At 38.4% G+C, this 25,480-nt stretch carries 19 protein-coding genes and 1 tRNA gene; 14 read left to right on the forward strand and 6 right to left on the reverse strand.

Translation table 11 applies throughout. The annotated features are described in order from the left end of the window. Positions 1–2 precede the first annotated feature (2 nt). Together RE431_RS13245 and RE431_RS13250 are read right to left on the reverse strand one after the other, a co-directional pair. Positions 3–266, reverse strand: a complete 264-nt coding sequence (locus tag RE431_RS13245) for a DUF3098 domain-containing protein (protein ID WP_309562468.1) — start codon at positions 264–266, stop codon at positions 3–5. Positions 267–269: 3 nt separating this feature from the next. Continuing rightward, entirely contained in the window at positions 270–1,148 is an 879-nt protein-coding gene (locus RE431_RS13250; protein WP_309562469.1) for a cell division protein FtsX, read from the reverse strand. A gap of 205 nt (positions 1,149–1,353) precedes the next feature. On the opposite strand from RE431_RS13250, the gene RE431_RS13255 reads away from it, so the two are divergent. From RE431_RS13255 to ald, 3 genes are all read left to right on the forward strand, one after another. Then, positions 1,354–2,283: a ketopantoate reductase family protein gene (locus RE431_RS13255; protein ID WP_309562470.1), complete on the forward strand. Its 930-nt coding sequence runs from the start codon at positions 1,354–1,356 to the stop codon at positions 2,281–2,283. 151 nt (positions 2,284–2,434) lie between these two features. After that, positions 2,435–5,248, forward strand: coding sequence for a leucine--tRNA ligase (leuS, locus tag RE431_RS13260; protein WP_309562471.1), 2,814 nt, complete (start codon positions 2,435–2,437; stop codon positions 5,246–5,248). A gap of 102 nt (positions 5,249–5,350) precedes the next feature. After that, positions 5,351–6,451, forward strand: a complete 1,101-nt coding sequence (ald, locus tag RE431_RS13265; protein WP_309562472.1) for an alanine dehydrogenase — start codon at positions 5,351–5,353, stop codon at positions 6,449–6,451. On the opposite strand, the gene rimM is transcribed toward ald, so the two are convergent. Further along, a complete protein-coding gene (gene rimM, locus RE431_RS13270; RefSeq protein ID WP_309562473.1) occupies positions 6,448–6,975 on the reverse strand; it encodes a ribosome maturation factor RimM in 528 nt (175 codons plus the stop codon). The genes ald and rimM overlap by 4 nt on opposite strands. 14 nt (positions 6,976–6,989) lie before the next feature. Further along, positions 6,990–7,583 carry a 30S ribosomal protein S16 gene (locus tag RE431_RS13275; RefSeq protein ID WP_309562474.1) on the reverse strand — a complete coding sequence of 198 codons (594 nt, stop codon included), beginning with the start codon at positions 7,581–7,583 and terminating at the stop codon, positions 6,990–6,992. Positions 7,584–7,856: 273 nt separating this feature from the next. Between RE431_RS13275 and RE431_RS13280 the strand changes: the two genes are divergently transcribed. The 6 genes from RE431_RS13280 (at position 7,857) to RE431_RS13305 (ending at position 17,294) form a co-directional block, all read left to right on the forward strand. Next, complete coding sequence (locus tag RE431_RS13280) at positions 7,857–8,303, forward strand: ferritin-like domain-containing protein (protein ID WP_309562475.1); 447 nt, start codon at positions 7,857–7,859, stop codon at positions 8,301–8,303. A 277-nt stretch (positions 8,304–8,580) separates the two neighbouring features. After that, positions 8,581–12,966: a DNA polymerase III subunit alpha gene (dnaE, locus tag RE431_RS13285; protein WP_309562476.1), complete on the forward strand. Its 4,386-nt coding sequence runs from the start codon at positions 8,581–8,583 to the stop codon at positions 12,964–12,966. A gap of 191 nt (positions 12,967–13,157) precedes the next feature. Next, positions 13,158–13,475: a thioredoxin gene (gene trxA / locus RE431_RS13290; protein ID WP_089666357.1), complete on the forward strand. Its 318-nt coding sequence runs from the start codon at positions 13,158–13,160 to the stop codon at positions 13,473–13,475. 81 nt (positions 13,476–13,556) lie between these two features. Next, a complete protein-coding gene (locus RE431_RS13295) occupies positions 13,557–14,486 on the forward strand; it encodes a DUF58 domain-containing protein (protein WP_309562477.1) in 930 nt (309 codons plus the stop codon). Positions 14,487–14,573: 87 nt separating this feature from the next. Beyond that, a tRNA-Asp gene (locus RE431_RS13300) sits at positions 14,574–14,647 on the forward strand. Positions 14,648–15,260: 613 nt separating this feature from the next. Next, complete coding sequence (locus tag RE431_RS13305; protein WP_309562478.1) at positions 15,261–17,294, forward strand: protein-disulfide reductase DsbD family protein; 2,034 nt, start codon at positions 15,261–15,263, stop codon at positions 17,292–17,294. A 3-nt stretch (positions 17,295–17,297) separates the two neighbouring features. Here the strand turns inward: RE431_RS13305 and RE431_RS13310 are convergent, their stop codons facing one another. Further along, complete coding sequence (locus RE431_RS13310) at positions 17,298–17,798, reverse strand: hypothetical protein (RefSeq protein WP_309562479.1); 501 nt, start codon at positions 17,796–17,798, stop codon at positions 17,298–17,300. A 94-nt stretch (positions 17,799–17,892) separates the two neighbouring features. Next, on the reverse strand, positions 17,893–18,129 hold the full coding sequence (locus RE431_RS13315; RefSeq protein WP_309562480.1) for a hypothetical protein: 237 nt from the start codon (positions 18,127–18,129) through the stop codon (positions 17,893–17,895). A 261-nt stretch (positions 18,130–18,390) separates the two neighbouring features. On the opposite strand from RE431_RS13315, the gene RE431_RS13320 reads away from it, so the two are divergent. From RE431_RS13320 to porL, 5 genes are all read left to right on the forward strand, one after another. Further along, complete coding sequence (locus tag RE431_RS13320; RefSeq protein ID WP_309562481.1) at positions 18,391–19,407, forward strand: hypothetical protein; 1,017 nt, start codon at positions 18,391–18,393, stop codon at positions 19,405–19,407. 151 nt (positions 19,408–19,558) lie between these two features. After that, positions 19,559–22,087 (forward strand): type I DNA topoisomerase, encoded by a 2,529-nt coding sequence (topA, locus tag RE431_RS13325; protein ID WP_309562482.1) that lies wholly within the window; start codon positions 19,559–19,561, stop codon positions 22,085–22,087. 2 nt (positions 22,088–22,089) lie between these two features. Continuing rightward, on the forward strand, positions 22,090–23,250 hold the full coding sequence (locus tag RE431_RS13330; RefSeq protein WP_309562483.1) for a formimidoylglutamase: 1,161 nt from the start codon (positions 22,090–22,092) through the stop codon (positions 23,248–23,250). Between the two features lie 116 nt (positions 23,251–23,366). Beyond that, a complete protein-coding gene (gene porK, locus RE431_RS13335) occupies positions 23,367–24,731 on the forward strand; it encodes a T9SS ring complex lipoprotein PorK/GldK (RefSeq protein WP_309562484.1) in 1,365 nt (454 codons plus the stop codon). Positions 24,732–24,790: 59 nt separating this feature from the next. After that, positions 24,791–25,438 (forward strand): type IX secretion system motor protein PorL/GldL, encoded by a 648-nt coding sequence (gene porL, locus RE431_RS13340; protein WP_309562485.1) that lies wholly within the window; start codon positions 24,791–24,793, stop codon positions 25,436–25,438. The last annotated feature ends 42 nt before the right edge of the window (positions 25,439–25,480 follow it).

Consider the following 25,480-nt stretch of genomic DNA (forward strand, 5'->3'; position numbering starts at 1 on the left):
TGTTATTTTTTATTGGGATTCAACAAAATGGCATAAACCTCAATGGCAAAGCCAATCAGCACCAGTGCCGGTGCTAGTCGAATTCTTTGAAAATTATATATGGCGTCATTAAATTCATTCGGATCCTCGCTACCACCGCCAGACATTAAAATAAAGCCTAAAGCGATCACCGCCATACCTATGAACATAAAAGTGTAGTTCTTCTTGCCGAATACAAATCCGGTATTAAAACTACCTCCGTTGTGTATCTCTTTATCCTTTTTCATCTACTAATAATAAAGTTCGTCCGTTTTCAGGTTTAGAAATCGCGAGGTCGCAAAATACGTACTTATCCATGTAATTACAATTCCCATCAGGAAAATTCCGGAGAACAGTATTACAAGCATCTTAATGTCACCCAAAAGGTTAAGCTCGGTAAAACTGTTGTTTAGGTAATATAAAACCGCAGCCATCCCGATAAGGGCAAGTACAGCGCCAATTAATCCTAGTTTTACGCTTTGCCAGATAAATGGTCTGCGAATAAAACCTTTGGTCGCCCCAACCATTTGCATGGTTTTTATGATAAATCTTTTTGAATATACTGCCAATCTAATGCTACTGTTGATCAATAATACGGCGATAAATGTAAATACGGCGCTGGCTATTAAAACCCAGAAACTAATCTTTTTCACGTTGTCGTTGAGTAATGCAATTAGCGGTTTATCATACACGACTTCGTCTACAAAATTCTTTGAAGTAAGGTCTTCAGCGATCTGGTCTACCTGCTCTGAAGACACAAAATCGGCATTCATATAAACATCTATGGAATTCTGAAGTGGGTTATAACCGAGAAATTCCATGAAATCTTCACCAATCTCTTCACTATGCGCCTCGGCAGCATCTTCTTTGGAAACATAGTTGGTAGACTTGGTATAATCGGCCATGGCCAGGCTCTTTTTCAATTGCTCGATCTCGACTTCCTTAGCGTTATCTTTCAGGTAAACTGTAAGTGCGATCTGTTCTTTAAAATGATCGGCAACTTTTTTGGTATTCAAAACCAAAAGGCCAAGCATTCCTAAAAGGAACAATACCAAAGAAATACTGATAACTACTGAAAAATAGGAAGATATGAGTCGGCGTTTCTGATACCTTTCAAAAGATGTGGTCATAGAGGGACTTCAGATTTTTTGTAAAAATAAGAAAGTTCAGCTTTCATAATATTTAAAACGTTTAAACTTTTCAAAATATTGGGAATGGTCTATTATTTCTTATCTCTTCATGCTGAACTTGTTTCAGCATCATTTGAAAGAGACCCTGAAACGAGTTCACGATGACGTTCGCGTTAAGTTTCCTAAATTTGATAAAAATCAAATAATGGAAATATTGGTTTACGGAATAGGTGGTGTTGGAGGTTATTTTGGCGGAAGACTGGCAAATGCAGGTCATAATGTAAGTATGATCGCTAGAGGAGAGCATTTAAGACAAATCCAGAAACACGGGCTTGAGGTCGAAAGCATAAAAGGCGATTTTAAGGTAAAGCCTAAAATTGCCACTTCTGATATTTCTGAAGTTCCTAAACCAGATCTTATCATTTTAGGGATCAAATCATGGCAAATTCCATCGGTCGCTGCAGAATTGATGTCGATAATTGGAGAAAACACGATTGTTCTTCCTTTGCAGAATGGTGCGGATAATTACGAGAAATTAATAGAAGTGCTTCCGGAAAAGAATATCCTGGCAGGTTTATGCTTCATTGTAAGTTTTATTGAAAAACCCGGGAAGATAAAGCATGCGGCATATGAGCCGAAGATAGTTTTTGGTGAGAATAATAATTCAAAGTCAGATCGTGTGATGAAAGTTCATGATGTTCTGGATGAAGCGGGAATTGAAAATAATATTCCGGAGAATATTCAGCTTGAAATATGGAAGAAATTTCTTTTCATAGCTACTATTAGCGGTATTGGAGGGCTCACTCGTGTTCCAATAGATAAAATAAGAGATAGTGAATATCTCAATAAAATGATGAGAGATTCAGCAAAAGAGATCATCCAAGTTGGAAAAGCAAAGGGTGTCCCGCTCAGTGAAAAACATCTGGAAATGGTATTTGAAATTATCAATTCTCAGCCGAAAGGAACTACAGCTTCAACCCAGAGAGATATAATGAACGGTAAACCTTCAGAATTGGAAAATTTCAATGGCTTTATAGTAAAAGAAGGAGAAAAGCTGGGAGTGAAGACTTCGGTGAACAGGTATATCTATGAATGCCTGAAACCTATGGAATCAGCCGCTCGAAAATCGAAATAATAGAACTTCCAATCATTCCGCATAAGTCCTTTAAAATTGTATTTTTGCGATTCAGAAATTTATCGTCAAGCTGAACTCGTTTCAGCTTCTCATTTTTAGACTCTGAAGCAAGTTCAGAGTGACGCCAAGAATAAGACAAGAAAGACAGAAGATGAGTTACCACTTTAATAAGATCGAGGAAAAAAGGCAGAAATACTGGGCAGAGAACCAGACATTCAAAGCTTCAAACGATTCTGATAAGCCAAAATATTATGTACTGGACATGTTTCCTTATCCTTCCGGAGCGGGTCTGCATGTTGGGCATCCGCTGGGTTATATCGCCAGTGATATCTATGCGCGTTTTAAGCGTCACAAGGGTTTCAATGTTTTGCACCCACAGGGATATGATAGTTTTGGTCTTCCGGCAGAGCAATATGCTATTCAAACCGGTCAGCATCCTGCGGTAACTACTGAAAATAATATAGCTCGCTATCGAGAGCAATTAGATAAAATTGGATTTTCTTTCGATTGGAGTCGTGAGGTGAGAACCAGCGAGCCGGATTATTACAAATGGACGCAATGGATCTTTATTCAGCTTTTTGAAAGCTGGTATGATCAGGAAGCTGAAAAATCAAGGTCTATTTCTGAACTGGAAGACATTTTTGTTTCGGAAGGTAATTCGAGAATAAACGCGGCTTGTGATGATGATGTTGAAGATTTTTCTGCGGAAGCCTGGAATAAATTTTCAGCAGATGAAAAAGAACAAATTCTTTTAAAATATAGGCTTACCTATTTAGCGGAAGCTGAAGTAAACTGGTGTCCGCAATTGGGAACCGTTCTCGCGAATGATGAGATCGTGAATGGAGTTTCTGAACGTGGAGGATATCCTGTTGTTAGAAAGAAAATGACCCAGTGGAGCATGAGGATTTCTTCTTTTGCAGAAAGATTGCTTCAGGATCTTAATAAGATCGACTGGACAGAAAGTTTAAAGGAAAGTCAGCGTAACTGGATCGGGAAATCGGTTGGTGCGCATGTAGACTTCAATATTAAAGATACAGATCATAAGGTTGGGGTTTTTACTACCCGTCCCGATACTATTTTCGGGGTTAGTTTTATGACTCTTGCGCCGGAACATGACCTGGTAAAAGAAATTACAACTCCTGAACATCTTGATGAGGTTGAGACTTATATTCAGGCTAGTGCTAAAAGAAGCGAGCGTGAGCGTATGGCCGATGTTAAGACGATAAGCGGTGTATTTACCGGTGCTTATGCTGAACATCCTTTTACCGGTGAATCTATCCCAATCTGGATTGGGGATTATGTGCTTGCGGGCTACGGAACCGGAGCTGTAATGGCCGTTCCATGTGGTGATCAGCGTGACCATGATTTTGCAAGACATTTTGATCTTCCTATACCAAACATTTTCGAAAATGTAGATGTTTCTCAGGAAGCACATGCCGGGAAAGAAGGTACGGTGATCGCGAATTCAGATTTCCTTAGCGGACTCGAATATAAAGAGGCACTGAATAAAGTAATTCTTGAGCTGGAGAAAACAGGTCAGGGTTACGGAAAAACGAATTACAGATTGAGAGATGCGGTGTTTAGCCGTCAAAGATATTGGGGAGAGCCGTTCCCGGTTTATTATGTGAATGGTTTGCCGAAAATGATAGATCTGGAGCATCTTCCTTTAAGATTGCCTGAAGTTGAAAAGTATCTTCCTACTGAAACCGGTGAGCCGCCATTAGGAAATGCAACCGATTGGGCCTGGGATACAGAGAAAAATGAAGTAGTATCTAACGATAAGATCGATGATACTACTGTTTTTCCATTAGAGTTGAATACAATGCCTGGATGGGCTGGTAGTAGTTGGTATCTGTTCAGATATATGGATTCAGGGAATCCAGATCGCTTCGTATCTGAAGAAGCTCAGAAATACTGGGAGAATGTAGATCTATATATAGGGGGGAGTGAACATGCAACCGGTCACCTTTTATATTCAAGATTCTGGACCAAATTTTTACATGATCGTGGTTGGTTGACTGTTGAAGAACCATTTAAAAAACTGATCAATCAGGGGATGATCCTTGGGACCAGCGCTTTTGTTTACAGGCTTGAAGGAGAGAATGTCTTTGTTTCCAAGAATCAGATTAAAGGCAATAACGTGCAGCCTATTCATGCAGATGTTTCCTTGGTCAATTCTTCAGATGAGTTAGATATTGAAGGATTCAAAAAATGGCGTCCGGAATTTACAGATGCTAAATTCATTACAGAAGATGGAAAATATATTGTAGGCAGAGAAGTGGAGAAGATGTCCAAGTCTAAATATAATGTGGTGAATCCAGATGAGATCTGTAAAGATTATGGAGCAGATACCTTAAGAATGTACGAAATGTTCCTTGGGCCGCTGGAACAGGCAAAGCCATGGAATACAGCAGGGATCACCGGAGTACATAATTTCCTGAAAAAGCTCTGGAAACTTTATCACAATGGAGAGGAATTTTCTGTTTCAAACGAAAAACCTTCTGCAGATTCATTAAAGACACTGCATAAGACTATCAAAAAGGTAACCGAGGATATAGAAGAGTTCAGCTTCAACACTTCGGTATCAACTTTTATGATCTGCGTGAACGAGCTAACTGCTCAAAAATGCAATAGTCGGGAAATTCTTGAGCCTTTAGCAGTGCTTATCGCTCCTTACGCTCCACATATTGCTGAAGAGCTTTGGGAAAAGTTAGGGAATTCGGAATCTGTGACTACAGCTGTTTATCCCGTATTTGAAGAAAAATACCTGGTGGAGAGCATGAAGAATTACCCTGTTTCTTTCAATGGAAAGATGAGATTCACGATGGAGCTTCCGTTAGACATGGGTAAAGCTGAAATTGAGGAAAAAGTTCTGGCAGATGACAGAACAAAAAATCAATTAGATGGATCTACCCCTAAAAAAGTAATAGTTGTACCGGGTAAAATTGTAAATATTGTAATTTAACCCCCTTTAAAATATTAAATAGGGGTGTCAAATGTTATTTTTATCATTTGACACCCCTATTTTTATTTTCTTTATTATTTTTCGGAATCTAAATCTTCTATTATGATAATCGGGATTCCAAAAGAAATCAAAAACAATGAAAGCCGTGTAGGAATGACGCCTGCCGGGGTATTAGAACTTACTAAATTAGGCCACAAGGTGTTGATTCAATCTACCGCTGGAGACAGTAGTGGTTTTGATGATGAAGATTACCATGCTGCCGGTGCTACGGTTTTACCTACCATTGATCGTATTTATGCTCAGAGCGATATGATCGTTAAGGTTAAGGAGCCTATAGAACTGGAGTATAGGTTGATTAAAGAAGGTCAAATCATATTCACTTATTTTCATTTTGCATCCAATCAAGGTCTCACGGAGGCAATGATGAAAAGTAAATCTATATGTATTGCATATGAAACAGTTCAGCTTTCTGATGGTACATTACCTTTATTAACTCCGATGTCTGAAGTTGCCGGAAGAATGGCAATTCAGCAAGGCGCAAAATACCTCGAAAAACCAGTGAAAGGAAAAGGTTTGTTGCTAGGTGGAGTTCCTGGTGTTCCTCCTGGGAAAGTACTCATTCTAGGAGCAGGTACCGTTGGAATTCAGGCAGCAAAAATGGCGGCTGGTCTTGGTGCCCAAGTGACAGTATTAGATGTGAACATGAATAGGTTGAGATATGTGAATGACATAATGCCAAGCCATGTGGTGACTGAATTTTCAAATGAATATAACATTAGAAAACATATAAAGACCAGCGACCTTATAATTGGTGGTATCCTGATCACCGGTGCGAAAGCTCCTAAATTAATCACCAGTGATATGTTGAAGCAAATGCAGCCGGGAACAGTGATCGTGGATGTGGCGGTAGACCAGGGTGGATGTGTGGAAACTACCAGGCCTACAACTCATGAAGAGCCAGCCTATATCATTGATGATGTAGTTCACTATTGTGTGGCAAATATGCCAGGTGCGGTGCCGCATACTTCAACAGTTGCACTAACTAATGTGACCTTGCCTTATGTATTGCAATTAGCTGAAAAGGGTTGGGAGCAGGCATGTCAGGATGATGATGCATTGGCGAAAGGAGTTAATATTGTAGATGGAAAAGTAACCTTCGAGCCAATACTGGAAGCTTTCGACTGGAATAAATCTTTTGCTTAGTTAAGATAGAGATCTACCAGTCCTTCTGGAGTGGTAACCCATATTTCCTTATTCTTTTTATCTACTTTTTCAATAAACTCATCGTTCATTGGAATAAGGATTTGTTTGCCGTTTTTTTCGATCTCGAAAAGAGCCTGGGCGGTAGAATCGTTTATAGAGACGATTTGGCCAATATTCCCGTGTTCAGCGTCAATAACATTGAAGCCAATTATTTCATGAAAATAGAATTTATCTTCAGGAAGTTCAGGGAGCATGGATAAAGGAAGGTATACATCGGCGCCTACCATATCTTCGGCGTCATCCTCAGTATCTATATCTTCAAATTTAGCACGTAGAAGCGTGCTTTTGTGCAGGTAGGATCTTTCAATAAAAAATGGAACCAGATTTTCGTTGTATTCAACGAGAACTGATTCCATTTCTGTGTAAGTTTCGGGTTCGTCGGTATCTAATTTAATAAGTACCTCTCCCTTAAAGCTAAATTTCCCAACGATTCTTCCAAGATAGAAGCATTCTTCCTTAGTCATCGCAGGTTGCTGTTTTAAGCGTCTTTTTTGTCTTCAGCTTTTGCTTCTTCTGCAGTTGCAGCTTCCACATCTTCTTCAGCCTGCTCTACAGTAGCCTCATCTGTTGCTTCTGCAGTTGCAGCTTCAGCCTCTGCAGCAGCTTTTGCTTCTGCTTCTTCAGCTTCTTTCGCTTCAGCTTCACGCTTAGCGTTCGCTTCTTTTTCAGCTTCTAGAGCTTTTGCTTTTTCAGCTTCTTTAGCTTTATCTAAAGAATCTTTTTTAGCATCTACTTTTCCTTCTTTTTCTTCTAACCAAGCTTTGAATTTTTCTTCAGCCTGCTCTTCAGTTAAAGCTCCTTTTTTAACTCCTACAGCAAGGTGTTTTTTAAGAAGGGCTCCTTTGTAAGAAAGGATAGCACGAGCGGTATCTGTTGGTTGAGCACCATTCTGTAACCATTTAACAGCTCCGTCTACATCAAGTTCGATTGTAGCAGGATTTGTGTTAGGGTTGTAGATTCCCAATTTATCCAAAAATTTACCATCTCTTTTTGCGCGGGTATCCGCAGCAACAATCCAGAAAAAAGGTTTTCCTTTTTTACCGTGTCTTTGTAATCTTATTTTTACTGGCATAAAAATTAAATTTTGGGGTACTCGACCCCGATTATTAATAAGTGTGCAAAGATACTACATTTTTCTAATTTTCAAGTTTTTCCATCCTTAATTTATAATCGCTCAAAAAGCATGTGTCCGTATTCTTTTTATTGGGACATTAGGAAGAATTTTGGTTAAAAAGTTTAGTAGCTGTTAAATGAGGTTAATTAGTGCTAAACCCTGTTAAATAGGTTGTTGTGGGAGTTTTATGGACTTATCTTTACTCAAAGAAAAATTGAAAAATATAAAGCTATGAGTTATTCAAAAGAGATTTCTAAAAAGCTAAATGAGCTATTAGAGAAGAATTATGATGCTGAGAAAGGTTACAAATTAGCAGCAGAAAAAGTAAATAATCAACGACTAAAAGGTTTCTTTTCGCAGCGAGCGCAGGAACGATATGATTTTGGACATGAGTTAAAAACTGAGATCCGTAATTTCGGTGAGAACCCAGATAAAGGAACAAGTCTTGCCGGTGATGCACATAGATCATGGATGAATTTAAAAGCTAGTTTATCTAATGATAAGGACGAAGCAGTATTAGAAGAGGCAATTCGCGGTGAAAAAGCGGCGGTAGAAGAATATGAAAACATTCTAAAAGAGTCTGAGATTCCAGCTTCTACAGGAAACATTTTACTGAAACAAAAGAATGCGATTGTGGCTTCGCTTAACGAAGTAAAATCTTTGGAAGAACAAGCCTAAGAGCCTTTCGGTTTTGGGATGAATAATCCAGAGATCGTAAATAAAGAGAATAGATAAATGATGCGAGCAATGTTTGATTGAAGTAGTAGTAGTTTTTAGTGTTCGTATCAGGCCTCACAAAATATCTGAAATTTCAGGTTTTTGTGAGGCTTTTTTTATGGTTGATAATTCCTGAAAACTAAGTTTTATTTCAGCAATAAAGTTCCTTATTTTAGCCCGGATGATTCAATTTTCTGGATCACCTAATTTTCTTCTGAAAGGCATAAAATACTAAGGAATGTACCTCATTTTTGATACTGAAACTACCGGACTTCCCAAGCGCTGGGACGCACCCTTAACCGATTCTGACAACTGGCCACGCTGTATACAGATCGCCTGGCAGGTACATGATGAGATGGGAAATCTTGTTGAAAATCAGGATTACCTGGTTCAACCGGAAGGTTTTGATATTCCTTATGATTCTGAACGTATTCACGGGATCTCGACAGATCTTGCCAAAGAGCAGGGAATTCCTCTTGATGAAGTTCTGGAAAGGTTTAATGCAGCACTGCAGAAATCAAAATTTGTAGTTGGTCAGAATGTTGGTTTTGACCTTAATATAATGGGTGCGGAATTTATCAGGAGAGATTTTGAGAATTCACTCCAGGAAATGCCTGTGTTGGACACCTGTACTGAAACTACTGCGGAATTATGTAAGATTCCCGGAGGACGAGGAGGTAAATTTAAATTGCCAACCTTAACTGAATTACATGAATTCTTATTTGACGAAGCTTTTGCTGAAGCGCATAATGCAACTGCCGATGTTGAAGCGACCACTCGTTGTTTCCTCGAACTTGTTCGTCAGAGAATTTATACGATCGAGGAGCTTGATGTTCCTGTAGACTATTTTGAGAGATTTTCAGAAGAAAATCCGAATAGAATAGAGTTGATCGGCCTGAAGCATATCAATCTAAAGAAGGCTTCAGATAAGATCAGGAAAAGGCTTGAAAAACAACAGCCTTCAGATGATATTTCACACGAAGAGATCCAGGAGAACCTGGAAAAACTTGATGAAGTTCCTTTTGCCCATTTACATAATCACTCGCAGTTTTCAGTTTTACAATCAACTATAAGTATTCCAGATCTTGTAGCTGCAGCAGCTGAAGAGGATATGAATGCCGTTGCATTGACCGATCATGCGAATATGATGGGTGCATTTCATTTTGTAAAAGAAGTGGGGACATATAATAAAAGCATCAAAGATCATAATGCCACTGCTGAGGAAAATGGTGAAGATTTAAAAAAACCTATTAAAGCGATCGTTGGTTGTGAATTTTTCGTTTGTGAAAATCATACAGATAAAACTAGAAAAGATAATGGTTACCAGGTGGTGATGCTAGCCAAGAATAAAAAGGGTTATCACAATCTGGCGAAAATGTCTTCCATGGCTTATACCGATGGTTTTTATTATGTGCCACGTATAGATAAGGAAGTCATTAAAAAATATAAAGAGGATGTAATTGTCCTTACCGGTAACTTATATGGTGAAGTTCCGAGTAAAATTCTGAATGTTGGTGAAAAGCAGGCTGAAGAGGCTTTGCTTTGGTGGAAAGAAGAATTTGGTGATGACTTGTATATAGAACTTATGCGTCATAACCAGGAAGATGAGAATAGGGTAAATCCAGTTCTGGTAGAATTTTCCAAAAAACATGATGTCAAGCTGATCGCTACGAACAATACATACTACTGGAAACAGGAAGACGCGAATGCTCACGATATTTTACTTTGTGTGAAAGACGGTGAAAAACAAGCGACACCAATAGGCCGTGGCCGTGGTTATCGCTATGGTTTACCTAATGAAGAATATTACTTCAAATCTGGTAACGAGATGAAGAAGCTCTTCAAGGATTTGCCGGAAGCTATTAGTAATATTCAGGAGATCGTAGATAAAATTGAGCCTTTTGAACTCGCCAGGGATGTATTACTTCCGGCTTTTGAGATTCCGGAGGAATTTCTAAGTGATGAAGATAAAGTAGATGGAGGAAAAAGAGGTGAAAATGCCTTTTTGAAACATATCACTTTTGAAGGTGCAAAAGACAGGTACAAAGAGATCACCGATGATATCGCCGAAAGACTGAATTTCGAATTATCAGTTATTGAGAATACCGGTTATCCGGGTTACTTCCTTATTGTGGAGGACTTTATTCGTGCTGCCCGTGAAATGGGAGTTTCGGTTGGTCCGGGACGTGGTTCTGCTGCGGGTTCTGCCGTAGCATACTGTTTAGGAATTACCAATATAGACCCGATAAAGTATGATCTGCTTTTTGAGAGATTTTTAAATCCGGATCGTGTGAGTATGCCCGATATTGATATTGACTTTGATGATGAGGGTCGAAGCCGGGTAATGGATTATGTGATCAAGAAATATGGTGCCAACCAGGTTGCGCAGATCATTACCTATGGTACGATGGCGGCGAAGTCATCTATTCGTGATACAGCGAGGGTTCTGGATCTTCCATTAATGGAGGCCGACAGGATCGCGAAGCTTATTCCGAATACAAAGCTTGGAAAACTTTTCGCTATGGATGATAAGACCATTAAGTCTAAATTCCGTGGCGATGAAGTGGAAAAAATAAATGAACTCTTCAATATATCTGAAGGAGATGATCTGGAAGCTGAAACAGTAAACCAGGCCAGAATTCTTGAAGGTTCGGTAAGAAATACAGGAATTCATGCTTGTGGAGTGATTATTACTCCTGGGGATATTACCAATTACGTGCCGGTATCGGTTGCTAAAGATTCTGATCTTTATGTTACTCAGTTTGACAACTCGGTGGTGGAAAGCGCTGGTCTGCTAAAAATGGATTTCCTGGGGCTTAAAACTTTGACCTTAATTAAGGATACCGTAAAAATCGTAAAAGGGAGACATGATATAGACCTGGACCCGGATAGTTTCCCGTTGGATGATGAGGAGACCTATAAACTGTTCCAGAGAGGAGAAACTATTGGGATCTTCCAGTATGAATCTCCCGGGATGCAGAAACACATGCAGGCATTAAAGCCTACAGTTTTTGATGACCTTATCGCTATGAACGCTTTGTATCGTCCTGGACCGATGGAGTACATTCCAAGTTTCATTGCCCGAAAGCATGGAGATGAAGAGATCGCTTATGACCTTCCGGAAATGGAAGAGTACCTGGAAGAAACTTATGGAATTACGGTTTACCAGGAGCAGGTGATGCTTCTGTCGCAGAAGCTGGCGGGATTTAGTAAGGGTGAAGCCGATATGCTTCGTAAAGCCATGGGTAAAAAGATCGCCGCTTTACTTGCAGAATTAAAACCTAAATTCATTGGTGGTGGAGAAGAGAAAGGGCATCCTACAGAAATTCTGGAAAAGATCTGGAAAGACTGGGAAGCCTTTGCATCATATGCCTTTAACAAGTCTCACTCTACCTGTTATGCCTGGATCGCCTACCAGACTGCCTATTTGAAAGCACATTATCCTGCAGAATATATGGCGGCGGTACTTTCCAATAACATGAACGACATTAAGCAGGTTACTTTCTTTATGGAGGAGTGTAAGCGAATGAAGCTGAATGTACTTGGCCCGGATGTAAATGAATCATATTACAAATTCTCAGTAAATAAAGATAATGCTGTCCGTTTTGGAATGGGAGCAATTAAAGGTGTTGGCTCAGGAGCGGTTAAAACCATTGTTGAGAATAGGAAATCTAAAGAAGGACCATATCGATCTATTTTTGATATGGCCAAAAGAATAGATCTAAGAGCTGCCAATAAAAAGGCTTTTGAAAATCTTGCGCTTGCAGGAGGATTTGATGGTTTCGGAAATACCCATAGAGCTCAATACTTCCATGATGATGGTAGCGGAATGAGTTTCCTTGAAAAAGTGGTTAAATACGCTCAAAAGTTCCAGGAAAATCAAAATTCATCACAGGTAAGTCTGTTTGGCGAAGCCAGTGATGTGCAGATCCCGGAGCCGGAGGTTCCAGGATGTGAAGAATGGGGAACCATGGAAAAGCTGCGTCGCGAGAAAGAAGTGGTTGGAATATATATTTCGGGTCATCCACTGGATGATTTCAAAATAGAAATGAACTATTTCTGCAATGGTAAGTTATCAGATTTCAGGGATCTTGAAAGTATAGTGAACCGAGAGCTTACAATTGGTTGTGTGGTTGTAGATGTACAGCACAGGGTTTCCAAGAATGGTAAAGGCTGGGCTATCTTTACAGTTGAAGATTATGATGAATCATACGAGTTCAAGATATTCGGTGAAGAGTATCTGAAGATGAAACATTTCTTTGTTCCTAATAACTTCATTCATATGAAGGCATTTGTGAAAGAAGGTTGGACCAATAAGGATACTGGTAAGAAGGGTGAACCTAGAATCCAGTTTAGAGATATGAACCTGCTGCATGATATCATGGATAAGAACGCGAAAAAGCTAACTATCCAGATGAATATAGATGATCTTAAAAATGATAAGATCGAATGGTTGAAGGATACTTTTACTGCGCATAAAGGAGATTGTCATTTGAACTTTGTGGTTTATGAAATGAAGGAACAGGTGAAATTGCGTATGCCAAGCAGAAAGCAGAAGATCAGGATCTCACAAGAGTTGATCGAAATGTTGGAAAAGGAGCAATTCATGTATAAGCTCAATTAGAGCCAGGGATTGAGGCAAGCTTCCTTATGGCGCCAAAAGCCCGGTCGCAAACCGTTTTTACGGAATACGAGGATCCCTGATAAAAGCTACCAATATGCTAATAGTCAAATATAATATTGGTGGTGTAAGGAATAATTATTTTATTGACTACTTTTACGAATCAAATTAAGAACACAGAAAAAACATATATTATGGCTGTTGAAATAACTGACGCAAATTTTGAAGAACAGGTACTTAAGAGTGATAAACCTGTAATGGTAGATTTCTGGGCTGCATGGTGCGGACCTTGTAGAATGGTTGGACCAATCATCGATGAAATTAGTACTGAATATGATGGAAAGGCCGTTGTAGGAAAGTTAGATGTAGATGCTAATCAGGAATTCGCTGCAAAATATGGTGTAAGAAATATACCTACAGTACTTGTATTCCAAAATGGGGAAGTAGTAGGACGTCAGGTTGGAGTAGCTCCAAAGCAAACTTATGCTGATGCTATTGACCAGTTATTGTAATAACTGAAATCATATAAACTAAAGCCTCGCAATAAGCGGGGCTTTTTTTATTCATAAAGTATAGGTAATTTCAGGCTTCTTATGAATATAGAAAAGGAACTTCACGAAACCGGCGGATTTTTACATCTGGACCTCCTGGCAAAACAGGTGGTAGAAGGTTATATTTCAGGTATACATAAGAGTCCGTTTCATGGTTTTTCTGCGGAATTTGCTGAACATAAGATCTATAATAATGGCGAGAGCACCCGGCATATAGACTGGAAACTATTCGCTAAGACTGATAAATTATATACTCGACGGTACGAAGAGGAGACTAATTTAAGGTGTCACCTTATATTGGACAATTCGGCTTCCATGCACTATCCTGTTTTAAAAAACCAGGATCTAAGTACTCTGAATAAGATTGGTTTTTCCGTATTGGCATCTGCATGTTTAATGGAAATTCTAAAGCGACAGAGAGACGCGGTAGGAGTAAGTATATATAGTGATGAATTTGAGTTCTACGCTCCGGAGAAGTCTAGTGAGCGCCATAATCATATGCTATTGAATAAGCTTAATGAAATTCTTCAAACTTCGGCTAAAAAGAAAAGTACCGATACCTATACCTATCTCCATCAAATAGCAGAAAAACTTAAAAGGCGTTCGCTTATCTTTTTGTTTACTGACATGTTTCAGGCAGATGCTGAAGAAGACAAGCTGTTTGAAGCTTTAAGACACTTAAAATACAATCGTCATGAAGTGATCCTTTTTCATGTGATAGACGAAAAAAGAGAGCTGGACTTTAGTTTTGAGAATATTCCGCGTAGGTTTACCGATGTTGAAACGGGTGCTGAGGTGGATTTATATTCAGATAATATTCGCGAAAATTATAGAAAGGCGGTAAAAAATTATCTTTCAGACCTAAAAATGCAGTGCGCTAAATACAGGATAAAGTATGTGGAGGCTGACATCAATAAAAATTTTGACAATATTATGACGGCTTATTTACTTGAAAAACAAAAGTTTGGATAGGGGTTGAAACTTTACATTGAAAAATTTTAAAAAAAAGGTTTGGTGAATCTAAAAAGGGGCGTATATTTGCCCTCGCAATAACGCAACGGTCTGGTAGTTCAGTTGGTTAGAATACCTGCCTGTCACGCAGGGGGTCGCGAGTTCGAGTCTCGTCCAGACCGCAAAATTGCAAAGAAGCTCCTCTACATGGGGGGCTTTTTTTGGCACTAAAGATTAGTTGTGTTGTTTGTCCCTGGAAGCAGGGATGTGTAGTTAACCAGTTAATATCCTATGTTGTGAGGATTATGGTTAACCAATGAAAAGCTTTTTTCCGTCTAAACGGGAAGAGGCTTTTTTGTTTTACAATAATTTCTTCATTTAACGAATAATAGCAACAATTTACTTCTTAGTTGCATTCGGTTAACTTCTTTGACTGTACTTTTGTATTTCATAAATGGAATACATTTTCATCTGAAACGGTGCCTTTGTCTGTCCTTAAAGTATCAGATGTTATGGTCAATTTCTTATTTTACGCTTCAATTATACTCGCGGTACTTGCAGTCCTAATTACAATTTATCTTCTTTTTGTTCACTTTGGAATTGATAAGCGCTTCCGAAGAAAATAATTTTTGAAAAAACTAAATCCTTCCACGGTTTTTAGAATTACATATTTCTACCTTTTTTAATGCGGTTTCTGCCATGTAATATTCGGTCTTAACTGGAAAAAGATTATGGTTTAAATTCATTAAATTTGGGCTACTCAAATAATTTATCACTTATCAGTATTTTAATTTCATGATAAATAACCTGCTCAAGAGAAGTCTATTCTTTGTAATTTTTCTAACCACCTTTTTTACACAGGCTCAGATTCACGATCCGGTCCAGTGGGAAACTCAGGTGAATAAGATTTCAGATACTGAATATGAACTGTTGATGAATGCATACATCCAGGATCATTGGCATTTGTATTCACAAGATCTTCCAGATGGTGGTGCATTGCCAACTGTATTCGATTTTAGCGGTGCAGGTGAGAATTTTGAGCTAATTGGCGATACTGAGGAAAGTGAATCTATTACCGAATATGATAATGTATTCGAGATGGATCTAACTTATTTTAATTCTACCGCCACTTTTACCCAGAAAGTAGAAGTCACAGATCCTGTTCTTGGAGTTATTGAAGCAACAGTTGAATACCAGGCTTGTGATGATAAGGCCTGTATTTTTCAAAGTAGGGATTTCAGTTTTGTTATTAATGAATCTTCTGCTAACGAAGTGGCTGGAACGGATAAAGATGATGTTCAGGAGAAAAATTCAGAACAAGGAGAGGAGATAGAATTAGCAAATCCTAAAGAAAAACGATCCTTCTGGGGAATTTTTATCGTCGCTTTCCTTTCTGGTTTTGCAGCTTTGCTAACTCCATGTGTTTTCCCGATGATACCCATGACTGTAAGTTTCTTTACGAAACAAAGCAAATCCAGAGCGGCAGGAATTCGAAATGCTATTTTCTACGGAATTTCAATTGTAGTGATATATGTTTTACTGGGGACACTTGTAACTGTTGTTTTTGGTGCAGATGCCCTGAATGCGTTGTCAACCAATGTCTGGTTTAATATCATATTCTTTGTTCTGCTGGTGATCTTTGCAATCTCTTTTATGGGTGCATTTGAAATCGTGTTGCCGAGTAGTTGGGGAACAAAGATCGATTCGAAGGCAGATAAAGGCGGACTGGTTGGAATATTCTTCATGGCATTAGCTTTGGCCATAGTTTCGTTTTCCTGTACAGGACCAATTGTTGGGACTTTACTGGTTGAAGCAGCTTCCAAAGGTGGGATTGCGCCAATAGTTGGAATGTCAGGTTTCTCACTCGCTATTGCGCTTCCTTTTGCCTTATTTGCAGCTTTTCCGGGTTGGATGAATTCACTTCCCAGATCTGGCGGCTGGTTAAATACAGTAAAAGTTACCTTAGGATTTCTTGAGCTGGCATTAGCATTCAAATTTTTATCAAATGCAGACCTGGTTCTTCAATTACACATGCTTGAAAGAGAAATCTTCCTGGCGATATGGATCGCGATTTTTGGAATGCTGGCACTTTATCTTTTTGGAAAAATTCAACTTCCACATGATTCGAAAGCAGAACATATTTCTGTAGGAAGGTTGATCACTGGATTAGCGGCCTTGATTTTTACGATTTACCTTATTCCTGGCCTTTGGGGAGCTCCATTAAAAATGATCAGTGGTTTTCCACCTCCAATGCAGTATAGTGAATCACCAGACGGACTTGGTGGTTCGGGCAGTGCTGCCGTATTGAATTCTGAAGGTCTTCCTGAAGGAGCTGAATATGGACCGCATGATATTGTTTCTTTTCATGATTATGAAGAAGGTCTGGCATACGCAAAAACAAAGGATCTACCTGTGCTAATAGATTTTACAGGGCACGCCTGTGTAAATTGCAGGAAGATGGAAGAGCGCGTTTGGAGCGAGCCTCAGATATTGGAAACTCTTAGAAAGGATGTAGTTTTAGTGTCCTTATATGTTGATGATAAAAGAAAGCTTCCTGAAAACGAGCAATACGTTTCTGAAACTACCGGAAAAGAAATTGAGAGTATCGGTAATAAGTGGAGTGATTTTCAAATAACTAGGTATAAAGCAAATGCACAACCTTACTATGTTCTGGTTGATCATAATGAGGAAATGCTAACTGCGCCTTCAGCCTATGAGCCAGACGCTGAAGTTTATTATAACTGGCTTAAAAAAGGAATAGAGAAATTTGATGGGATTGAAAACTCAGACCAAACTTTAGGTAAGGGATCTGAAAGTATTTTTCAGTAAGAATTATTTATTTTTCTTCCTGTAAATACCTTTAAAGGCATTACCGGTTAGTTCACCATTTTCATCGAAGATCTCCCAATTTTGAGTAACACTGCCATCCTCATTTTTCGTCCAGGTGATCTGATTGTAAAATTTACCATTTTTACCATCCTGTATTTCACTCCTTAGCGTCATTTTATTGGGTTCAGCTTTACCTTTTAGCTTGATAATATTTCCCGTATTGCTAATCCATAACTGGTTCCAGGTTTTATCGGAAGGATCAAAATAATTGTAGCTTTTACCTGAACCAGCTTTTACGCTTTGCCAGTTTTCATTCAAAATACAATTATCTTCCAGTTTCATTACCAGATTTTCTCCGACTTTATCGCCGTTGACGTTGAATACCTCCCAATCGCCAACCCAGAAGTCAAATGCAGCGTGATCTGGAGTGCAGCAGGCACAATCTGAATTCTGAGTGAAACTGAATGCTGGTAATAAAATAATTAAGAATAGAAACTTTTGCATGATCATTTAAGGTTTTCAAAACTGAATATAAAGAATAGATGAATGTCTTTTTCAGAAATTGAATTGAGTACCTATATAATGATTTGAAGATCAATTAATTTTCTTGAATAGTTTCACGATCCCAACCTCTATCTACGTTTAGCTTCTTTTGTTCCTCTATACTCTTTTTTCTGAGCTCGTAAAGTGTAAACGCCATATAGCTTGCATACAATACCGAAAATATTCCTATACCAACTTTCCCGCCTTTTATTGCAGCTTTTTTCCCCGATTTATAAATGACTCCACGAATAAGGAATTTACTTCCTAACTTCATCATATGTCCAATGCCCATAATTTTGTGTTTTAAAATTTTAATACCTAATAAGGATTAACCTATTAGTTCGATTATTTCCCCATTTGTTGTATTCAGATAATTCCATCAATAACACATCATTACAGAATATTTCATGTGAGAAGATTTCTATTATCTTATTTACTTAAGATGTAAATTAACTGATGAATTCGCGTTAAAAATTTTTCAAATAACACATTTTTAACTTGCTTAGACTATCACGAAAATTTGTTCGTTATATATTCGTAAAAAATTTAAGTTTTGATTAAAACACGTTTCTATTTACTGGGTTTAATTGCAGTTACACTTTTTTCCTGCAATAATGATGATGACCTCAATTCAGATGTAGAGACTTCCGAGGTTGCCCATTTATACGCCACCACTCATAGTGGACAGGTTAGGAGATATGATATCAATGACGGAGTGATCACTAATTATTCAGTTTCTGCTACAGATATTGAAGGTTTCTATTATTCTTCAGAAGATGATAATTTCAGTATCGTTTCCAGGTCTTCAAATCAAATTGAATCTTATTCCGGGATAAGGGATCTTGGTTCTGGAGGAGTTCAGAATCCTGAAATCGGGCTTGTGAGTACTTCAGAATTTGAAAGTCCAAGAGACCTTGCCGTTAACGGGCAGTTTTATGTAGTTTCAGATAATACAGATCTTGATGGAGATGAAACAACTCCTGAAGGCAGGTTATTCATTTATGTGAAGACAGAAACAGGTTTTGTTCTTAGAAATGTACTTATCACAAAGTTTAAGGTTTGGGGACTGGAATTTGTAAATTCAGATCTTTACGCTGCGGTGGATGAAACGAATAAGATCGCGGTTTATAGAAATTTTATTGAGAATAATACCGGCAACAGGATCATAACTGCAGATAAGATCGTTGGTTTTCAGGGCTTGATTAGAACTCATGGTTTAGATTTCGACAATGGTATCATGGTGCTGTCAGATATTGGTGAAGCTGAATCTGCCACAGATGGTGGTTTGCACATTATTCAGGATTTTGAAGAAAAATTTTCTAATGCGACCAATGGCGGATTTATCAGTATCGATGATCAATTCAGGATCGCTGGTGCTAATACTTTATTAGGTAATCCTGTGAATGTTGTATATGATGCTTCCTATAATGTGATCTTTGTTGCTGAAGCTCTAAATAATGGAGGTAGAGTCCTCGCATTCAATGATGCTACCTCTATTTCAGGAAATATCGCACCAGATCTAAAATATGATCTTGCCGGGGCATCTTCAGTTTTTTATTTTACAGAATAGCGTACTTTTTCAATTAGCTATAATAGATTTTTTTCTTCCCGTATCTGCGGAAAATTCAGGTATTTCAAAGCTTCCTGTTTCGGTTTTAATTCAAGTTTAACGGGCGGAAGAAAAATTTGATATACTTTTGCAACTACAAACCAACAGATTTATGGCTAAGAATTTAGTGATTGTTGAGTCTCCTGCGAAGGCTAAAACCATTGAGAAATTTCTGGGAACCGACTATAAGGTTGCTTCCAGTTTTGGACATATAGCAGATCTTCCTACCAAAGAAATTGGGGTGGATACTGAAGGAGATTTCACGCCTAAATATATTGTATCTAAAGATAAAAAGGATGTAGTTAGGAAGCTTAAAGGGCTTGCTAAAGATGCTGAAATGGTATGGCTCGCTAGTGATGAAGACCGTGAGGGAGAAGCGATAGCATGGCATTTAGCTGAAGAATTAAAATTAAAGGAAGATAAGACCAAACGTATAGTTTTTCACGAGATCACCAAATCTGCGATTCTTCGTGCGATTGAAAATCCGCGAAGTATAGATTACAATCTGGTAAATGCTCAACAGGCCAGACGAGTGCTGGACAGATTGGTTGGTTACGAACTTTCTCCGGTATTATGGAGAAAGGTTAAAGGAGGTCTTTCTGCTGGTCGTGTTCAATCTGTAGCGGTTCGGCTAATCGTAGAAAGAGAGCGTGAAATTCAGGATTTCACTCCGGAAGCGTCTTACAGAATAGATGCAGAGTTCTCTACTGAAGATGGAAAATCTTTTAAAGCGAAAATTCCGAAGAACTTTGAAACTAAAGAAGAAGCTGAAAAGTTTCTGAAAGAAAATATAGGTGCAAATTTTAAAGTAGCCGACCTTACTACAAAACCGGCTAAGAAGAACCCGGCACCACCTTTTACCACATCAACGCTACAGCAGGAAGCAGCAAGAAAGCTGTATTTCTCAGTAGGTAAAACAATGACTTTGGCTCAACGTTTATATGAAGCCGGTCACATTACCTATATGAGAACCGATAGTGTGAACCTTTCTGAAGATGCGAGAAAAGGAGCAAAGGAAGAAATTTTAAAAGCTTACGGAGAGAAATATTCGAAAGCTCGCCAATTTAAAGGGAAATCTAAGGGAGCTCAGGAAGCTCACGAAGCGATTAGACCAACTGGATTTCAAAAACATTCTATTTCAGGGGAGCGTGATCAACAGAGATTATATGAACTGATCTGGAAAAGAGCGATCGCATCTCAAATGAGTGATGCTCAATTGGAAAGAACAAACGTTAAGATTGAGGCAGATAAACATGATAATCATTTTACTGCCAATGGTGAGGTGTTGAAATTTGACGGATTCCTTAAGGTTTACCTGGAAGGAAGTGATGATGAAGATGAAGAACAAAGCGGAATGCTCCCTGCTTTGAAAGTTCAGCAGCTATTGAATAACGAATATATTACAGCTACTGAAAGATTTACCAGGCCACCATATAGATACACAGAAGCCTCTCTGGTTAAGAAGCTTGAAGAGTTGGGTATTGGTAGACCTTCTACTTATGCGCCTACTATTTCTACAATTCAAAGCAGAAATTATATAGAAAAAGGATCGGTAGACGGGAACGAAAGAGATTATGTTCAGTTCAAACTGAAAAATGATAAACTTGCAGAGAAAAAATTAACCGAAACCGTTGGTAGTGACAAAGGTAAGCTGGTTCCTACCGCTACGGGTATGGTAGTAAACGATTTCTTGGTCAATCATTTCTCAAACATTCTTGATTATAATTTTACAGCAAAAGTTGAAGAGAGCTTCGATAATATTGCTGAAGGAAATGAAGAATGGACTGTAATGATGAAGGACTTCTATAAGGATTTCCATCCTCATGTTCAGGATGTAGCTAAAAATGCTGATAGGGAAGTTGGAGAAAGAATTCTTGGAGAAGATCCTGAGAGTGGAAAACCTGTAAGTGTTAGGTTAGGTAAATTTGGACCGATGGTTCAGATAGGGAGTGTTGAGGATGATGAAAAGCCTAAATTTGCCAGCCTGAGTCCAGATCAAAGCATGGAAACTCTTACCTATGAAGAGGCGATGGACCTATTCCAGCTTCCGAAGAAATTAGGGGAATATAAAGGAGAAAATGTAGAAGTGAATAACGGGCGATACGGTCCTTATGTGAGATTCGGAAAAAAATTCGTTTCTCTGGAGAAGGGTGAAGACCCTATGAATGTTGATTTTGATAGAGCTATGGAGCTTATCAAGGAAAAGGAAAAAGCTGACGCTCCTATTTACGAGTACAAAGAAATGCCTGTTCAGAAAGGTGTGGGAAGATTTGGTCCTTACCTTAAATGGAATAATATGTTCATAAACGTGAACAAGAAGTATGATTTTGATAATCTTTCTGGGGATGATATTGAACAGTTGATTGAAGATAAACTGAAGAAGGAGAGAGAAAAGCTTATTCAGCATTGGGAAGATGAAGGTATTAGGGTTGAGAAGGCAAGATGGGGAAGGTTTAATGTGATCAAGGGTAAAACAAAAGTTGAATTACCTAAAACCACTAAGGCCGATGAATTAACTCTTGAAGAAGTGAAGGAGATCATCGAAAAGAACACGAAGAAAAAGAAGAAGCCTGCAGCCAAGAAAAAAACTGCAACGAAGAACAAAACGACTGCTAAAAAGAAAACTACCAAAAAGAAATAAATATGGAGTTCGATTTTCTTAGTCCGGTACATGATGATCTTCTGGACGAGATTAGCCATTTGAATCAGCAAACTATTGGTGCTAATATTAAACTTCATACAGAAAGGTCTGGAATACCAGATCTTGAAGGGGTAAACGTAGCAATTTTCGGAGTTTGTGAAAATAGGAGAGCAGTTAGAAAAAGCGAAACACCAGAATTTTCTGAGGTAAGAAGTCAGTTTTATAGTCTTTATCCAGGAAACTGGAAGTTGAAATTGGCAGATCTGGGAGATATTAATCCTGGAGCTACTATTGAAGATACGTATTTCGCAGTACAATCTCTCGTTGAAGGCCTTATTAAGCAGGATATATTGCCAATTATTATAGGAGGAAGTCAGGATCTAATTTATGCTCAATACAGAGCCTATGATAATTTAGATCAGATGGTAAATCTCGTAAATATTGATAAGGGATTTGATCTTGGGGATGCTGAAAAGATGATTTCTAATCAATCTTATGTAGGAAAAATCGTAGTGGATAAGCCTTATAATTTATTTAATTATTCGGCTGTAGGATATCAAACCTATTTTAATTCCCAGGAAGAAATAGAATTGATGGAAAGGCTATTTTTTGAGGCCTATAGGTTAGGAGAAGTGACTTCCGATATTTCATTAATGGAACCAATTTTCAGAAATGCAAATCTGGTTGGTCTGGACCTTGGAGCAATAGATTCAGCTTCAGCGAATACAGATTACTTCAATTCCCCAAATGGTTTCAACGGAAGAGAAATTTGTGCCCTGTCAAGATATGCGGGTATAAGTGATAAGGTATCGTCTTTTGGAGTTTATGAGTATCAAAATCATCTTGGGAGCCTTTCAAATATGCTGGTTTCCCAGATCATCTGGTATTTCATTGAAGGGGTGAATTATCGTACTAATGAAAATACTATTTCGGCAAAAAAGGAGTTTATAAAGTATCAGGTACCTATAGATGATGAGGTATTGGTATTTTTCAAGAGCCCTGTGAGCGGGCGCTGGTGGATAGAAATTCCATTTTTGTCTAATGTGAATACTAAATTAAAAAGGCATACGTTATTACCATGCAGCGAAGAAGATTATCTCGAAGCTTGCAATCAGGTAATTCCGGAACGCTGGTATAAAGCCAAAAGAAAAAACGAAGTCTAAAAATTATATTCAGACATTATTCTGATTTACTGTATTTTTATCTGAAATATTGTTTTTTAAAAAATAATTAGATAGGTTTACTGCCGTAAATCAAAATGTCTTAACCTAAGATAATTATGAAGAAGTATATTTCGCTCATTGCTGTTCTAGCCTTGCTTTCGAGCTGTGGCGGTGGCGATCGTGGACAGCTTGTAGGTGCGGAGGGAAAGAAGTGGAATCCGGAGAAGCCTTATGGTATGACATTAATCCCTGGCGGTGCGTTCATTATGGGTAAATCTGATGATGATATCGCTGGTCAAAAAAATGCACCTCCAAAAACGGTTACTGTACGCTCCTTTTATATGGACGAAACAGAGATAACCAATTCAGAATACAGACAATTCGTGAATTACGTGAAAGACTCTATTGTTAGAGTTAATCTCGCGATCATGGCTGAGTTACAGGGCGCTACACCTGGTGATGATGCGATTGGTGAATATGCATTCGCTGATGCTGAAGAAGGTGAAATGACTCCTTATGAAGAGTATATGCTTAATACGTATGGTCAAGGTGGGCCAACTGATGATTACGCAAATAGAAGATTAAACAAGGATATTGATATAGTTTGGGATACACAGGATTATCCTGATGTATACTATGCAGAGGTAATGGATTCCATGTATATTCCTATGGATGAAGTTTACAACGGTCAACGTACTATCGATGTTAAGAAATTAAAGTTTAGATATTCTTATATGGATATCCAGTCTGCAGCTAAAACGCAAGGCAAGAGAAGTAACTTTATCAAGAATGAAGAAGTAGCTATCTATCCTGATACTACAGTTTGGATCAAAGATTTCAATTATTCATATAATGAGCCTATGCATAACGATTATTTCTGGCATAGTGCTTTTGATGAATATCCGGTAGTAGGAGTTTCCTGGAAACAAGCCAGAGCTTTTACTCAGTGGAGAACAAAATATCATAATGATTTCCGTCGTGAAAAGGGTGATGCTAACGTGCCATCTTACAGACTTCCTACCGAAGGTGAGTGGGAATATGCTGCCAGAGGTGGTCTAGAAGGAGCTTCATATCCTTGGGGTGGTCCTTACACTTTGAATGACAGAGGTTGTTTTATGGCGAACTTTAAACCTTTGAGAGGGGATTATGCTGCAGATCAGGCTTTATATACTGTAGAAGCAAAATCTTACGATCCTAACGATTACGGTCTTTATAATATGGCTGGAAACGTTGCAGAATGGGTGGATTCGTCATACGATCCGGGATCTTATGAATATATGTCTACGATGAACCCTACCGTTAATAATCCCGAAGATCGTAGAAAAGTAGTGCGTGGAGGATCATGGAAAGATGTTGCATATTTCCTTCAGGTAAGCTCAAGGGATTATGAATACATGGATTCTGCAAGGAGTTACGTTGGATTTAGAACTGTTCAGGATTACCTGGGAACAGATGTAACCCTTAATCAGAAGAATCCTTAATAAAAATTGAACTTAAACCTATCAATAAAATCAACTAAGAAAATCTAAACATTAGAGTTATGGCAAATTCAAGAGCAACAAAAAAAGTGACCAACATGGTGTATGGTCTGGGAGCATCGGTGGTAATTCTTGGTGCACTTTTCAAAATCATGCACTGGCCAGGAGGTAATGAAATGCTTATTTTAGGTCTTGTCGTAGAGGCACTGGTATTTGCATATTCTGCATTTGAACCTGTAGATGACGATTTAGACTGGTCATTAGTATATCCAGAACTTGCCGGTGGTGAGGGAAGAAGAAGAGACGCTGTAGTTGTTGAAGAAAAAGAAGCAGAGGGAATGTTATCTAAGAAATTAGATGCTATGCTTAGAGAAGCTAAGCTAGATGCAAACCTTATGTCATCTCTTGGAGAAAGTATTAGAAATTTTGAAGGAGCTGCCAAAGGAATTGCCCCTACTGTTGACTCTATGGCTTCTCAAAAGAAATATAGCGAAGAACTAAGTGTTGCCGCAGCTCAAATGGAAACACTGAATAATATCTATAAAGCTCAGGTAGAATCTGCAGCTAAACAAGCTGAAGTTAACCAGGAAGTTGCTGACAATGCTGGAAAACTTAAAGCTCAAATGGATTCACTTGCAAACAACATGGCTTCTTTAAACAATGTTTATGGAGGAATGCTAACTGCAATGAACGGAAAACCTAGAGTCTAATTGAATTTTCAATTAAGCTGTTTTATTAATTTCAAAATAACT

Origin of the sequence: Christiangramia sediminicola (genome assembly GCF_031344135.1) — a bacterium.
GTDB classification, from domain to species: Bacteria; Bacteroidota; Bacteroidia; order Flavobacteriales; family Flavobacteriaceae; genus Christiangramia; species Christiangramia sediminicola.